The sequence below is a fragment of the Chlamydiales bacterium genome, from assembly GCA_016185065.1.
Classification (GTDB): domain Bacteria; phylum Chlamydiota; class Chlamydiia; order Chlamydiales; family Rhabdochlamydiaceae.
Map to the genome: position 1 here is coordinate 490,518 of JACPOL010000008.1, position 15,287 is coordinate 505,804.

Annotated in this window: 13 protein-coding genes and 2 tRNA genes; 3 read left to right on the forward strand and 12 right to left on the reverse strand. The window is 48.5% G+C overall.

Going from position 1 to position 15,287, the window contains the following annotated elements:
* Positions 1–11 precede the first annotated feature (11 nt).
* Both tal and HYX48_06185 read left to right on the forward strand, forming a co-directional pair.
* A complete protein-coding gene (tal, locus tag HYX48_06180; protein MBI2743488.1) occupies positions 12–968 on the forward strand; it encodes a transaldolase in 957 nt (318 codons plus the stop codon).
* A gap of 15 nt (positions 969–983) precedes the next feature.
* A complete protein-coding gene (locus HYX48_06185; GenBank protein ID MBI2743489.1) occupies positions 984–1,367 on the forward strand; it encodes a hypothetical protein in 384 nt (127 codons plus the stop codon).
* Between the two features lie 230 nt (positions 1,368–1,597).
* Here HYX48_06185 and rpoC read toward each other — a convergent pair whose 3' ends face one another.
* The 12 genes from rpoC to infA form a co-directional block, all read right to left on the reverse strand.
* Positions 1,598–5,767: a DNA-directed RNA polymerase subunit beta' gene (rpoC, locus tag HYX48_06190; protein ID MBI2743490.1), complete on the reverse strand. Its 4,170-nt coding sequence runs from the start codon at positions 5,765–5,767 to the stop codon at positions 1,598–1,600.
* 77 nt (positions 5,768–5,844) lie between these two features.
* Positions 5,845–9,609, reverse strand: coding sequence for a DNA-directed RNA polymerase subunit beta (rpoB, locus tag HYX48_06195; protein MBI2743491.1), 3,765 nt, complete (start codon positions 9,607–9,609; stop codon positions 5,845–5,847).
* Between the two features lie 120 nt (positions 9,610–9,729).
* Entirely contained in the window at positions 9,730–10,128 is a 399-nt protein-coding gene (gene rplL, locus HYX48_06200) for a 50S ribosomal protein L7/L12 (protein ID MBI2743492.1), read from the reverse strand.
* Positions 10,129–10,160: 32 nt separating this feature from the next.
* Positions 10,161–10,676 (reverse strand): 50S ribosomal protein L10, encoded by a 516-nt coding sequence (locus HYX48_06205; protein ID MBI2743493.1) that lies wholly within the window; start codon positions 10,674–10,676, stop codon positions 10,161–10,163.
* Positions 10,677–10,690: 14 nt separating this feature from the next.
* Complete coding sequence (locus HYX48_06210) at positions 10,691–11,389, reverse strand: 50S ribosomal protein L1 (protein MBI2743494.1); 699 nt, start codon at positions 11,387–11,389, stop codon at positions 10,691–10,693.
* 2 nt (positions 11,390–11,391) lie between these two features.
* Positions 11,392–11,820 carry a 50S ribosomal protein L11 gene (gene rplK / locus HYX48_06215; protein MBI2743495.1) on the reverse strand — a complete coding sequence of 143 codons (429 nt, stop codon included), beginning with the start codon at positions 11,818–11,820 and terminating at the stop codon, positions 11,392–11,394.
* A 15-nt stretch (positions 11,821–11,835) separates the two neighbouring features.
* Complete coding sequence (gene nusG / locus HYX48_06220) at positions 11,836–12,384, reverse strand: transcription termination/antitermination protein NusG (protein ID MBI2743496.1); 549 nt, start codon at positions 12,382–12,384, stop codon at positions 11,836–11,838.
* Between the two features lie 12 nt (positions 12,385–12,396).
* On the reverse strand, positions 12,397–12,648 hold the full coding sequence (secE, locus tag HYX48_06225) for a preprotein translocase subunit SecE (GenBank protein ID MBI2743497.1): 252 nt from the start codon (positions 12,646–12,648) through the stop codon (positions 12,397–12,399).
* 44 nt (positions 12,649–12,692) lie between these two features.
* A tRNA-Trp gene (locus HYX48_06230) sits at positions 12,693–12,765 on the reverse strand.
* A gap of 64 nt (positions 12,766–12,829) precedes the next feature.
* Positions 12,830–14,014, reverse strand: coding sequence for an elongation factor Tu (gene tuf, locus HYX48_06235; GenBank protein MBI2743498.1), 1,185 nt, complete (start codon positions 14,012–14,014; stop codon positions 12,830–12,832).
* Positions 14,015–14,085: 71 nt separating this feature from the next.
* A tRNA-Thr gene (locus tag HYX48_06240) sits at positions 14,086–14,157 on the reverse strand.
* A 191-nt stretch (positions 14,158–14,348) separates the two neighbouring features.
* Entirely contained in the window at positions 14,349–14,567 is a 219-nt protein-coding gene (infA, locus tag HYX48_06245) for a translation initiation factor IF-1 (GenBank protein ID MBI2743499.1), read from the reverse strand.
* Positions 14,568–14,824: 257 nt separating this feature from the next.
* On the opposite strand from infA, the gene HYX48_06250 reads away from it, so the two are divergent.
* Positions 14,825–15,265, forward strand: a complete 441-nt coding sequence (locus tag HYX48_06250; GenBank protein MBI2743500.1) for a SufE family protein — start codon at positions 14,825–14,827, stop codon at positions 15,263–15,265.
* Positions 15,266–15,287 lie beyond the last annotated feature (22 nt).

Below are 15,287 nucleotides of genomic sequence, written 5' to 3' on the forward strand. Positions count from 1 at the left end.
TGGAGGCCACTATGAACAAGTTAGAGCAGCTCAAGAAGATGACCGTCGTCGTTTCAGATACTGGCGAATTTGGAGAGATCAAAAAATACCACCCCACCGATGCCACCACAAACCCCTCCCTCATCTTCGCTGCCGCCTCCATGGCTGAGTATCAGCCACTTCTAAAGGACGCAGTTGCCTATGGAAAGAAGCTCGGCAAAACGCGAGATGAGCAGAAGAGACTCGTGCTCGATAAGGTCTTTGTCAACTTTGGTCTTGAAATTCTAAAAATCGTCCCTGGACGAGTTTCAACAGAGGTCGATGCTCGCCTCTCTTTTGATGTGAAAGGAAGCGTTGAAAAAGCGAGAACGCTCATTAAATTGTACGAAGCTGCGGGAATCGATCGCAAACGCGTTCTTATTAAGCTCGCCTCCACTTGGGAAGGGATCCAAGCTTGTGCTGAGCTGGAGAAAGAGGGCATCCACTGCAATATGACCCTGATGTTTAGCCTTCCACAGGCGATCGGCTGTGCAGATGCGAAAGCGACCCTTATCTCCCCTTTCGTCGGCCGAATCCTCGACTGGTATAAAAAACACGAGGGAAAGGAGTCCTACCCTCCTGCAGAAGACCCAGGCGTTCTCTCCGTACAACAGATCTACAACTATTATAAAAAGATGGGTGTAAAAACTCAGATCATGGGGGCTAGCTTCCGCAACGTCGATGAGATCATCGAACTAGCCGGCTGCGACCTGCTTACCATCGCTCCAAAGCTTTTAGAAGAGCTTCAGAAGGCTGAGGGCACCATCAACAGAAAACTCGATGCCGAAGCTTCGAAAAAAATGAACATCGACAAGATCGAGATGGATGAGAAGACCTTCCGCTGGATGTTTAATGAGAATGCGATGGCCAACGACAAGCTCGCAGAGGGCATTCGCAACTTTAGCAAGGATATCGTGAAGCTCGAAAAACTCATCGAACAGATGCTTTAAAAAAGGAAGATTACAATGGCATTCGCTCTCAACAATGAATTTTATCGTCAAAACCCAGTGGCTGTTCACGCCGCAGTAGGAACGCTTGTAGGCGCAGCCACCACCTCTCTATTTACTTCTGTTGCAGTCATTCCAGGTGCTATCTTCGGAGCCACCTTCTACTTTGTACAAATTCTTACAGATATCGCGCTTCAAGGCCACCTAAGAGACAGCCCAGTCCTGAGAGCGATCAGAGTCGCTCTTCCCCTTCTTGCCGCTATCTTTGCTGCAGTAGCGGTTGTGGCGCTACTGGGATTTAAGCTCTCTCTCCAAGTGGGTGCGGGCTTCTCGCTTGCAATGATCGTATCTTACGTCGGTTTAGGCCTCCTCGCCGAGTTCTACCAACAAAACTGCGTTTAAAGAAAAGGGAGATCGGGCGCGGGCACGCACACGGGCACGTTCACGAAGGAAAGGAAAGAATTCTATCTTCCTTCCCTCCTCTTTTCCCGCCCCCTCTTTCGTGAACGTGCCCGTGTGCGTGCCCGCGCCCGATCTTCTTCCCCTCCTCTTTTCCCGATCCTTGATTATAAAAAAAAGCCCTTTCGATCGCTAGATCGAAAGGGCTTTTTGCTCTGAATCGAAGAGTGTTTTTAGTCTTCGAAAGCAAACTCCAGGCGCTCTTCCACATCGCGGTCGACGTTCTTCTTGACGCGGTTCTGGTACTCCCAGAAGCCGGTACCGCCAGGAATCATGTGTCCCATGATTAGGTTAGCTTTAAAGTCGAGCAGGTAGTCGGTCTTACCTTCTGTCGCAGCTTCTGTAAGAACACGTGTTGTCTCTTGGAACGATGCCGCAGAGACGAACGAGTCGGTTCCAAGAGAAGCCTTGGTGATACCGAGGAGAACTGGTGCCGCTTGTGACGGTCTTCCACCCTCTTCGATAACTTTTCTGTTCTGGTTGTGGAAGTTCTTCTTATCCACATCTTCACCATACAGGAAGGTAGTATCGCCCGGATCGGTAACACGGACTTTCTGGAGCATCTGGCGAACGATGATCTCGATGTGCTTATCGTTGATGTCCACACCCTGTAGGCGATAGACCTCTTGCACCTGGTTAACGAGATACTTCTGAAGCTCTCGAACTCCGCAAATTTCCAGAATCTCGTGAGGAACAACAAGACCATCGGTCAACTGCTGGCCTTTCACAACGTGGTCGCCGCGCTGGATGATAAGGTGCTTTGTGAGCGGAATGAGGTGCTCCTCTTCCATTCCCGTCTCCTCATCTCGAACAACGACAATACGCTTGTTCTTCTGGATGCCGCGGAAGTCGACAACGCCATCGATTTTGGCAATTTCTGCCGCATCTTTAGGTTTGCGAGCTTCAAAGAGTTCAGCCACACGAGGAAGACCCCCGGTGATGTCCTTTGTCTTAATCGCGCCGCGAGGGAGTCTTGCCAACAGCATACCTGCTGAAACATACTGCCCCTCTTGAACCGAAATGAAGGCTCCTGAAGGAATTCCATAGGTTCCAACGAGCTCTGTGCATTCAGGATCTGCGTAGATGACGATCTGAGGATGGAGCTCTCCACGGTGCTGCTTCACAACCAGCTCGGTCTGACCGGTCTGCTTGTTCACATCGCGCTGGGTCGAGATCCCTTCAACAAGATCTTCATATTTTACATAACCTGGGCGTTCGCAAATAATTGGAACGTTATGCTGCTCCCAAAGGGCGATCTTAACACCCTTCTTCACCTTAGCGCCGTCGGTCAGAAGAATCTTCGTGCCGAGTTCAACGGTAAAGGTCTGTAGAGGCTCGATCGACTTCGTGCTGAGAAGCTTCTTATACTCATCTAAGCTGCGTCCCTCATCGCGAACGATGTGGAGAGTGCCGTTCTTGTTGAGTACAAGCCATGCGCCCTCTTCGTTCTGCACAACGCGCAGATTCATGTAGATGAGGATACCCTCTTGCTCGACAATAAGCTCTGGGCTTACGTTTGCAGAAGCGATACCTCCCAAGTGGAACGTTCTCATCGTGAGCTGCGTTCCAGGTTCTCCAATCGACTGAGCAGCGATGATACCCACCGCTTCACCCAGACCAACTACAGAGCCGACAGCGAGGTTAATGCCGTAGCACTTGGTGCAGACGCCGCGTCTAGATTCGCAAGTGAGAGCTGAGCGGATTCTCACCGACTCAATTCCCGCATCATCGATCGCTTCAGCTTGGCGAACTGTGATTACATCGCCAGCTTTTGCGAGCATCTTCTTGCTATCGCCGGGCTGATAGAGATCGTCGCAGACTGTACGTCCAAAGATTCTATCTTTAATTGGAAGAAGCTCTTCCTGGCCCTGCTTAATTGCAGCTACTTCGATACCACTGAGAGTTCCGCAATCTGCTTCTGTTACGATCACATCCTGTGCAACGTCGACAAGTCTTCGAGTCAAGTAGCCAGAGTCAGCTGTTTTAAGAGCGGTATCGGCAAGACCCTTACGAGCACCGTGCGAGGAGATGAAGTACTCAAGAACGCGCAAGCCTTCTCGGAAGCTCGCTGTAATCGGAGATTCGATAATCTCCCCTGACGGCTTAGCCATCAGACCGCGAAGCGCTCCAAGCTGCTTAACCTGCGTTTTTGTACCGCGGGCACCAGAATCCATCATCAGGAAGAGCGGGTTTAACTCCGCAGCCTTCGGCTCAGAGATCAGCTTAAATAGCTCCTCTGAAAGAACATCCGAAACTTCCGTCCAGACGCTGATGATCTTAGATTTGCGCTCGCCATCTGTGATGATACCATCTTCGTACTGGCGCTTGACCAGCTCAATTTTCGCATAGGCAGCTTCAATAACTTTCGCTTTGTTTGCAGGAATTCGAACGTCGCAGACTCCCATTGAGAGAGCAGCTTTTGTCGATTCCGCGAAGCCTAGGTTTTTGAGATTGTCAAGGAAACGAACAGTCGCTTCAAGACCCACTTTCTTATAAGTTTCGAGTACCAGTTCACTCATCTTCTTCTTGCGAAGAGAGTAGTTCTGGAAGCCGAGCTCTTTAGGAACAATGGTATTGAAAAGAACGCGCCCTGGGGTTGTCTCAATAATGCCGCTCTCGAGCTTCAACTTGATCTTCTCATGAATGCGAAGACCTCTGCCTAACTCGTCGCGTCTCTCTCCCTCTTTTATTCCCTTCTCAAAACGGTTATAGCTTCCGCCCGAGTGGAGAGAGAGGAGAACCTCTTCCGCATTTCTAAAGATTTTTGTCTTCTGGCCATGCTCTTCTGGGACATAGGTTGGATCGTACATCAGGTAGTAGAGACCCAAGATCATATCCTGCGAAGGCACTGCTGCTGGCTTACCTGATGAAGGCAGGAAGATATTATCTGGCGCCATCATCAGTAGTTTAGCTTCTAGCTGTGCTTCAATAGATAGAGGCACGTGAACCGCCATCTGGTCACCGTCGAAGTCGGCGTTAAAGGCCGTACAAACGAGAGGGTGAATGCGGAGCGCTCGTCCCTCGATCAGAACAGGTTCGAAAGCCTGGATACCCAGTCTGTGAAGTGTTGGAGCTCGGTTTAGAAGAACCGGATGTCCCTTAATGATCTCATCAAGAACGTCCCATACCTCTGGGGCCTGTCTCTGAATCATCTTCTTCGCAGAGCGAATTGTGTAGACGTAACCGAGATCTTTAAGACGCTTAACAATAAACGGTTCAAAAAGCTCAAGAGCCATCTGCTTTGGCAGACCGCACTGGTTAAACTTCAGCTCAGGACCGACGATAATTACAGAGCGGCCAGAATAGTCTACGCGCTTACCGAGTAGATTCTGACGGAAACGACCCTGCTTACCTTTCAACATCTCTGAAAGAGCTTTAAGAGGTCTGTTACCTGCGCCCATTACAGGGTGCCCGTGACGACCGTTATCGAAGAGAGCATCGACAGCTTCCTGGAGCATGCGCTTTTCGTTGCGCACAATCACATCAGGAGTTTTGAGCTTCAAGATCGATTTTAGACGATTGTTACGGTTGATTACGCGGCGATAGAGATCATTCAGATCCGAGGTCGCAAAACGCCCGCCATCTAGGGGAACGAGAGGACGTAGATCTGGTGGAATGACCGGAACTGCAGCGATAACCATCCAGTCTGGACGGTTAGGAGATGAGGTAAATCCCTCTACAATCTTCAGTCTCTTTGCGAGCTTCATCCGCGCTTGCATAGACTTGGTCTTGCGCAGCTTGTCTTTCAGATCCGTAACGAGAGCGTCCAAATCTTCTTTTTCAAGAAGTTGGCTTACAGCCTCGCCGCCCATTTTTGCGACAAAGGCATCTGTGCCCCACTTCTCTTGAGCTTCGCGGTATTCAGCATCGTTCAGAAGCTGCTTTCTCTCCAGAGTCGTACGACCTGGATCGACAACGACATACTCTTCGTAGTAGATGACGCGCTCGAGATCGCTCGTGGTCATACCGAGAATATTGCCGATGCGAGAAGGCATCGTTTTAAAGAACCAGATATGCACAACAGGAACTGCGAGCTCGATGTGAGCCATTCTCTCGCGTCTAACTTTAGAGAGTGTTACCTCGACGCCGCATCTGTCGCAGACAATGCCCTTGTGTTTAATCTTCTTGTATTTTCCGCAAGCACACTCCCAGTCGCGTGTAGGACCGAAAATCTTTTCGCAGAACAGCCCGCCTTTTTCAGGTTTAAATGTGCGGTAGTTGATGGTCTCCGGTTTCTTGATCTCACCTCGCGACCACTCATTGCGTATCACATCTTCGGAAGCGATCTTAATGGTGAGCTGGTCGAACTGAGACGTTTTAAACTCTTCTTCTGCCATGAACATCCCCTAAAATTGAACTTTTTTTTACCCAATCGGGCTTAAAGTGTGTCTGCAGGACATCCGCCCTGCAGACAGCTCTTTTAATCTTTCTTTGCGTGCTCTGGACGTACATCTAAGCACAGACCCTGCATCTCTTTCACAAGTACGTTGAAAGATTCAGGTGTTCCAGCACACAAGATGTTATCCCCTTTCACAATCGACTCGTAGATGCGGGTACGGCCGGCGACATCGTCCGACTTAACCGTTAGCATCTCTTGGAGAAGATGCGCTGCTCCATAAGCCTCGAGCGCCCACACCTCCATCTCCCCGAATCGCTGTCCCCCCATCTGAGCCTTACCACCGAGCGGCTGCTGGGTAACAAGGGAGTAGGGTCCAATCGAACGAGCGTGGATCTTGTCTGCGACAAGGTGGCTCAGTTTGAGCATGTAAATGTATCCAACGACGACGCGGTTATCAAAGCGCTCGCCTGATCTTCCGTCATAGAGGAACATCTTTCCATCAGCTGGAAGGTTCTGTTCACGCATCATCTGCCAGATGCGCGACTCTGGGAAGCCTTCAAACACCGAGCTCTTCACATAGATTCCAGCCTTTCTAGCTGCAAAACCTAGGTGCGTCTCGAGAAGCTGACCCATATTCATACGAGAAGGTACGCCGAGAGGATTCAAAATCATCTCGATCGACTGCCCGTTTGATAAGTATGGCATATCGCCTTCGGGGACAATTTTGGAAACAACGCCCTTGTTACCGTGGCGTCCTGCCATCTTATCGCCCACTTCGAGCTTACGCTTCGAAGCGATATAGACCTTCACTTGGCGGATGACGCCAGGATCGAGCTCGATATCCCCTTTTCGGGTAAATTCAACTTCTGTCTTGTGCTGAGACTGCAATGTCTGCAGTGCGACATCATACTCACGGAGCAGAGCTTTAAGCGTATTGTACACTTCATGATCTGACATGAGCAGGTCTTCTGCTTTCTCACTCTCAAGAGTTTCGATCATATCCTGAGTAATCGTCTCGCCAGACTTAATGAGGACCTCTCCAGTCTTGCGATGCATGATGTGGCCAGGAGAGACCTCTCCGAGGAGAAGAGCTCCGAGCTTCTCGTGGAACTCGATTAGCAGTTCAGCTTCTTTTGCTTTGTAGTCGTGGTGGATATCCTTCACGCGGCTCGCCTCTTCAACGAGCTCGTCATCCGTTTTAGAGAGACGATCTCTACGGCTGAAGACTTTAACATCCATTACAACGCCGGCAGTTCCTGGAGGAACTGTAAGAGAAGCATCTTTAACATCAGCTGCTTTCTCGCCGAAGATCGCTCTGAGAAGACGCTCTTCAGGAGCAAGTTCTGTCTCAGATTTCGGTGTGATCTTTCCAACGAGAATATCCCCTGTCTTCACCTCAGCGCCGATGCGGATAATCCCATCTTCGCCTAGGTTAGCAAGCGCCTCTTCCGAAACGTTAGGAATATCGCGTGTGATCTCCTCTTTGCCGAGCTTAGTATCACGTGCAGTAAGTTCAAACTCTTCGAGGTAGATAGAGGTGTAGTAGTCCTCTCTCAGCAGCTTCTCAGAGATAAGGATCGCATCCTCGTAGTTGTAACCGCACCAGGGCATGAATGCCACAAGCACGTTCTTACCGAGAGCGATCTCTCCTTTATCTGTAGAAGGTCCGTCCGCGATGACATCCCCTGCTTTTACCTTGTCTCCTACTGAGCAGAGCGGCGTCTGGTTGATGCAGCTTCCTGAGTTGGAGCGAAGGAACTTTCTTAAAACATAGGTCTTCTTATTGAGCGGGTTAGCAGCAGATGCGACGACGATCTTGTAGCCGTCGACATACTCTACAACTCCATTCTCTTCCGCAACGACAACAGCTCCGGAGTCGCGCGCTGAGCGCAGCTCAAGACCTGTTCCTACAATCGGCGCATCAGTGATGAGTAGAGGCACTGCTTGCCTTTGCATGTTCGATCCCATCAGCGCGCGGTTCGCATCATCGTGCTCGAGGAAGGGAATTAGACCCGTTACAATCGATACGAGCTGCTTTGGAGAGACGTCCATGTGCGTCACTTTTTCAGTCTCGATCTTTAACGACTCGCCTTTAAAGCGTGCCCAGCAGATCGGCTCGACAAACATGTTATGTTCGTCAAGAGGCGCAGAGGCCTGAGCGATCACACAGTTCTCCTCTTGGTCAGCTGTCATATACTCGATCTCATCGATGACAACCCCGTCACGAACCATGCGATAAGGGGTCTCGATGAAGCCGAACTCGTTAATCTTAGCGAACGCAGAGAGAGAGGTGATAAGACCGATGTTTGGACCTTCTGGGGTCTCAATCGGGCAGATCCTTCCATAGTGGCTAGGATGAACGTCGCGCACTTCAAATCCAGCTCTTTCTCTGTTAAGACCGCCTGGCCCGAGAGAAGAGAGACGGCGTTTGTGCGTCAGCTCGGCAATTGGGTTGGCCTGGTCCATGAACTGAGAGAGTTGAGAGCGGCCGAAGAAGTCTTTCAGAACGCCAGCAAGTCCCTTCGCAGAGACGATCTTGCCTGGAGTCAGAGTATCGGAAGAGAAGTCGAATAGGTTGACTCTCTCTTTAATAATCTTCTCCATTCTCGCAAGGCCGATACGGCACTGGTTCTGGATAAGCTCTCCAACAGAACGTACACGTCTATTGCCCAAATGATCAATGTCATCGACGTTTGCTGCCTCATCGCCTTTCTTTAAGCGAATCAGGTACTTGATCGCGCCGATAACATCTTCTTTACGCAGAGTGACGTTTGCTAGCTCTTCGTCAGAAGTTTCGAGTCCGAGTTTTCGATTCAATTTATATCTTCCTACGCGTCCTAAATTGTAACGTTTAGGATCGAAGAAGAGTCTCATAATTGCAGATCTTGCGTTAGATAGAGTTGCAGGCTCGCCTGGGCGGATCTTCCTGTAGAACTCTTTTAGAGCCGACTCGTAGGAGTCTGTCGTATCTTTTGCAAGCATCTTAATAACAGGGCTAGTCTCATCAGCATCTTCAGCGATACGAACAGCGGCAACCGACGCATCGAGCATGCGCTTAAGCATTGCTGTTGTCAGCTTCTCAGAAGCCTTTCCATAGACTACGCCGCTCTCTTCGTCGACGACATCTTCTGCGAGAATTTTTCCGACCAGCTTAGGAAAGTCTTTATCGGAACGGATCTTGACCTTAACTGTGCTAAAAAACTCTTCAATAATATCTGCATCTGATGAGTAACCAAGAGTACGGATAAACGAGGTAGCAAGAATCTTGCGTCTGCGTTTTTTGCGATCGATATAGATGTAAATAAGATCATTAGTGTCAAACGCGCCTTCAAGCCAGCTTCCGCGATAAGGGATAATTCTAAAGGAGTAGATCATCATTCCTTTCGGATGACGCTCTTGCTCAAAAGCGATACCAGGAGAACGGTGCAGCTGAGATACGATTACACGTTCAGCTCCGTTGATGATAAAGGTACCCTTGTCGGTCATTACGGGAATAGTTCCCATATAGACCTCTTCCTCTTTAATACCCGTCTCATCTGTAAGCCGAAATTTGACTTTGAGTGTGACGTTGAAAGTGATTCCGCGACGGATACACTCTTCTGGGGTGTATTTAGGAACACCTAGGCTATAAGCGAGAAACTCTAAAATCGTCTTCTCGTCATAGGACTTGATAGGGAAGATCTCTGTAAAAACTTCTTGAAGCCCTACATTTAAACGCTCATGCGGCAGCAGATGCGCCTGCAAGAACTGATGGTAGGATTTAATCTGTACTTCAATCAGGTTAGGAAGATCAATGATCTCTTCCGTAGCTTTAGAACTTACCCGTTGAGGGGGCCTTTTTAACATCGATATGGCTCCTAAGTAGTGACTCACCAAAAAGATCAAACTGCAAATTTTTAAATACACAAGTGAGTAGGAGAGCAAAGTGCTCCTACTCACCCATTAACTTCTCTAAAAACTAAGTAATTACAGACCAGTTAGCGTTACTTTTCCGCCAGCAGCTGCAACTTTCTTAGAGATCTCTTCAGCTTCAGCTTTCGCACAGCTCTCTTTGAGAACTTTTGGAGCGCCGTCGACGAGATCTTTCGCTTCTTTCAGTCCAAGACCTGTAGCTTCGCGAACGACTTTAATTACGCCGATCTTCTTGTCAGCTGGAGTCTCTTCGAGAGTCACTTTGAATTCAGTTGACTCAGAAGCAGCAGCGCCTGCAGCAGCTTGAGGTGCAGCAGCAACCATCATCGGTGCAGCAGCAGCAGCGGCTTTTACGCCCCACTTGTCTTCTAAAGCTGCTTTCAGTTTTGACATATCCAACACGCTGAGTTGGCTTAGAGCTTCTACCAGTTGTTCTACGTTTTGTGTACTCACGGAATTACCTCACTTGATTAAAAAAAATAAATTTATGAGCTGCTTTGACTCTTGTTTTCTACGCAATAAATAACACTTGTCAGAAGTGCCTGCATAACGGCAAGAGTCTGACCTAATGGAGCTTCCAGTGTAGCTAGGAATTGCGCGCGCATCTCGAGTTGAGATGGGAGCTTCGAAATCTGCTCTACATCTTTAGCAGAAACGATCTTCCCTTCAAATTGTCCACCGAGAACTTGAAATACCTCTGCATTCTCTTTCGAGAACTCGTAGAAAGCTTTTGTTGTTTGCACAACGTCAGCATCTGCAAAGACAACCCCGATATGACCTTTGAGAGTCTCACCATCCAAACTAATCCCAGCGGCCTGTGCAGCTTTTATTAGAATGCGTTTGCGTACGACTTCAAAGCTACCACCTGACTTACCAAGCGACTGCCTAAAATGAGCAGATACGTTTGGGCTCAAACGGCTATACTTTGTTAGAACGAAAGCTTTAGAGCTGTCGATCTTCTGTTTAATTTCATCTAGAAGCAGTTGTTTTTCTGGTCTCATATCGCCTTAGCCTTTCAAATCTCTGAAATTGAATTTAGATCGATCTTCAAACCAGGTCCCATCGTTGAGGCAAGCGACAGGGATTTGAGATAATGGCCCTTTGCTGTTGGCGGCTTCGCTCTCGAGATAGCCGTCAGCAGTGCGAGCGCGTTCTCTTTTAACTTATCAGTCGAGAATGAGAGTTTTCCCACGAGTGAGTTGACCACACCGTGTTTATCGCTCTTAAACTCGATCTTGCCGGCTTTAGCTTCAACCACAGCTTTAGCTACGTCGGCAGTAACAGTTCCGGCCTTAGGTGTTGGCATCAACCCACGCGGCCCAAGCACCTTACCCAGCTTTCCTACTTCGCGCATCATGTCTGGAGTAGAGATTAGTGCATCAAAATCGGTCCAACCGTTCTTGATCTTCTCTACGAGCTCATCATGCCCTGCAAAGTCAGCACCAGCATCTAGTGCTTCTTTAATTTTGTCTCCGCGCGCAATAACAACGAGAACTGTCTTTTTACCAGTGCCGTTAGGCAGTGAGACTGTTCCGCGTACTTGCTGATCAGACTTGCGGATATCGATTCCAGTTTTTAATGAAATTTCAACCGATTGGTCGAATTTCACTCCTGGACACTTCTTTAGTACTTCAATAGCCTCATCGAGGTTGTAGGTCTTTTCGACTTCTACGAGTTTAGCTATCTGTTTTAATCGCTTGCTTTTATGCGCCATGTTTAACCTTCTACTATGTCTACACCCATCGAACGAGCTGTTCCCATGACTAGCTGCATCGCTGCCTCTTCAGAAGTAACGCGCATGTCCTGGTATTTTTGTTTAGCGATCTGTCTAACTTGCGATTTAGTCAGCTTTCCAACTTTATCGCGGTTAGGCACCTTAGAACCCGACTCGAGTCCGCAGGCTTTTAAAATCATCCTGGAGACTGGAGGCTGTTTGGTGACAAAGGTAAAGGACTTGTCCGCATAAACGGAGATGATGACAGGGAGAATATCTCCTGCCTTGTCCTGTGTCTTAGCATTGAAATCTTTGCAGAAAGCCATAATGTTAATACCTGCGCCGCCCAATGCTGGACCGATTGGTGGGGCCGGGTTGGCTTTTCCTGCTGGAATCTGCAGTTTGATCGTTTTTACGAGTTTTTTTGCCATTTTACTCTTTCCTTATTAACTCACTTCTGTTTCTGCAGGAACCAGTTCTACCTGCCAAAATTCTAAATCATCAACTCGTGTCTCTCTTCCGAAAATTGAGACCATTACGCTGAGTCTTCCTTTGTCGAGGAAGATCTCGCTTACAACGCCGATGAAGTTGACGAATACGCCGTCTGTAATCTTAACTTTGTCGCCTGGGGCGATATTATGTTTAGAAACGACGCCCTTCTTCTTCTCTTCGAGCTCTTGCAGGATCTGATCGACCTCATGCTGAGCGAGAGGAGAGGGCTTCTCGCCTCCTAAAAACTCTAAAACACCATTTGTGTTCTTTACATACATCCAAGAGTCATCTGTCAAATTCAGCTTAACGAGGATGTAGCCGGGCCAGAGCTTCTTTTCGCTAACTTTCTGCTGGCCGCCCTTCACTTCAGAGACGTTTTCTGTAGGAACGAGAACCTCTTCTACTAGTTCCGCCATCCCCTTTGACTCACGGTTCTCCTCCAGCGCCTTTTTCACGCGCTTCTCTTGACCGGAGACGACCTGGACCACATACCATTTATGCATTTCTCTTCCTCTTTACCCGAAAATCAAGTGAGCTACTCGACTAACTAATTGCAGACTTCCCTTAATAACGAGATCCACTACGTAAATACCAAGTCCAAAAGAAAAGGTTGTAAGAAGAACAATCTTTGTAAAGAACTTGAGCTCTTCTCTTGTTGTCCAGCTTACTTTCTTGAGTTCTTCTTTGAACTCGCGAACTACCGATACAATTTTAGACCGGGTTGTCTCTGACTTCACTGTGGTCTCTTGAAATTCTGTATCAATCATCGTTCACTACTTAATTTTACCCTACTATCTTCACTCACCTAAAACGAGTGCGGAGGGACTCGAACCCCCGACCAGCGGCTTTGGAGACCGCTGCTCTACCAACTGAGCTACACACCCACAAGCGCACAGCTTGTTAAATCTCTTCGCGGCCTTTACGACCGCGAAGAAATATCTCAGCTGCTTACTGCAGAATCTTGGTAACTGTACCAGCACCAATTGTTCTGCCGCCTTCGCGAATCGCAAAACGCATTCCTTCTTCCATCGCGATCGGGTGAATCAGTTCACCGATCAGCTCAACGTTGTCACCTGGCATCACCATCTCTACGCCTTCTGGCAGAGTGACTGTTCCTGTAACGTCAGTTGTACGGAAGTAGAATTGCGGACGGTATCCGGTGAAGAATGGCTTGTGGCGACCGCCCTCTTCTTTATTCAGAACGTAGATCGTCCCTTTAAACTTAGTGTGCGGCTTGCATGTTCCTGGAGCTACGAGCACCATTCCGCGCTCGATGTCGTTCTTCTCAAGACCACGGAGAAGAATACCGACGTTCTCACCAGCACGAGCTTCGTCGAGAAGCTTGTTGAACATCTCAAGACCTGTAACAACAGTGTCTCGTGTTTCGCGAATTCCGACGAGTTGGAGCTTATCGTTAACTTTTACGATACCGCGCTCAACTCTACCTGTCGCTACTGTTCCACGACCAGAAATAGAGAAGACGTCCTCAACTGGCATCAGGAATGGCTTGTCTGTTTCACGAGTTGGAGTTGGGATCTTTTCATCCACAACTTTCATCAGTTCTTTAATAGACTCAACATACTTCGCATCACCTTCGAGAGCTTTTAAAGCAGAACCGCGGATGATAGGTACATCTTTGTAGCCGCGAGACTCGAGAAGCTCTGTGAGCTCCATTTCTACGAGCTCAACGAGCTCTTCGTCGCCCTTGCCGATCATGTCCATCTTGTTCAAGAAGACAACGATAGCAGGAACGCCTACTTGGCGAGCCAAGAGGATGTGCTCTTTCGTTTGAGGCATCGCGCCGTCTGTTGCAGCAACCACGAGAATAGCGCCGTCCATCTGAGCGGCACCTGTGATCATGTTTTTAACATAGTCGGCGTGGCCAGGGCAGTCTACGTGAGCGTAGTGACGCTTCTCTGTCTCGTATTCCACGTGGCTGGCGTTGATTGTAATACCACGCGCTTTTTCTTCAGGCGTGTTGTCGATCGATGCGTAGTCGCGGTATTTTGCTTTTCCGCCTTCCGCTAATACTTTTGTAATTGCCGCAGTAAGGGAGGTTTTACCATGGTCGACGTGACCGATGGTTCCGATATTGACGTGCGGTTTATTCCTTTGGAACGTTTCTTTTGCCATTATAGCATCCTCCGTTAGGGATCCTGTCTGTAGTTAAAAGAGTGAATAAAAACACTTAAGCGTTACGCCTTTGCCCAGAATAGGAATCGAACCTACGACCTTTTGCTTACCATGCAAGTGCTCTACCACTGAGCTATCTGGGCGTTTACGGCTTAACTCCATCTTCTGCTGTGCACCTAAATTTGCTATCCTTCGGGGCCTGTCCTAGAGTCTGTTTACCAACTTCGAAGCAATGCAAAACATTAAATTGTCATTGAAAGCTGCCAAGATTAGTCGCCAAAGAAAATAAAATCAAGGCGAATATTCCTAGGGCCTAAAAAATTTTCCAATCCAGCTACTTCTGGCGATAAATAATGCGCGCTTTTGTCAAATCGTAAGGAGACATTTCCACAGTAACGACGTCTCCAACAAGGACGCGAATATTTCGCATACGCATTTTTCCGCACAGATGCGCCAAGACCGTCATCCCGTTTTCCAGGACGACTCGGAAGGTCATATTAGGAAGAAGCTCTTCGATCTTCCCGTCAATTTTAATTGTGTCTTCTTTGGGCATACAAAAATAATTCTTAAAATACGCGTATTGCAAAGATGAAACTGGATTCCAGCTATTTAAGTCAAGCATCTTGAGAAGAAGCAAGCGCAAGAGAAGATCGGGCGCGGGCACGCACGCGGGCACGTTTACGATTAAAGAAAGATTTAATAGATCTCACTCTTCGCTCTCTTTCGTGAACGCGCCCGTGTGCGTGCCCGCGCCCGGTCTTCTTCCTTCCCCCATTGTTGATTATTGTTGACGCAAGGTATAATACTTGCATGAACGAGACCTTTCAATCCTGTTTAACAAAGCAGAGCGAGATTAAAAAACTTTTTTCAAGCTGCAAAACGGCTGAAGAGAAGTATCAAAAAATCATTGAGATGGGCCGCGCGCTCCCCTCCTTTCCAGAAGAGTGGAAGAGAGAGGAGAATCTCGTCGCTGGCTGTCAGAGCCAGGTCTTCCTCCACGTCGAGCTGAAAGAAAATAAACTATTTTTTTACGCCTCATCCGAAGCGCTGATCTCAGCAGGCCTCGTCGCCTTACTACTCGCCGCCTATCATATGGAACCGCCAGAGGCAGTAATCGGCTGCCCACCCACTTTTCTCGAAGAGCTCGGTATTCAGACTGCCCTCACCCCTGGTCGCTCGCACGGACTATCCAGCATCCTGCTCCGCATGAAGAGAGAGGCAGTAAAGTTTTTACTCACACACAAAAGTTAGACGTGTATTTTTAACCGATTTT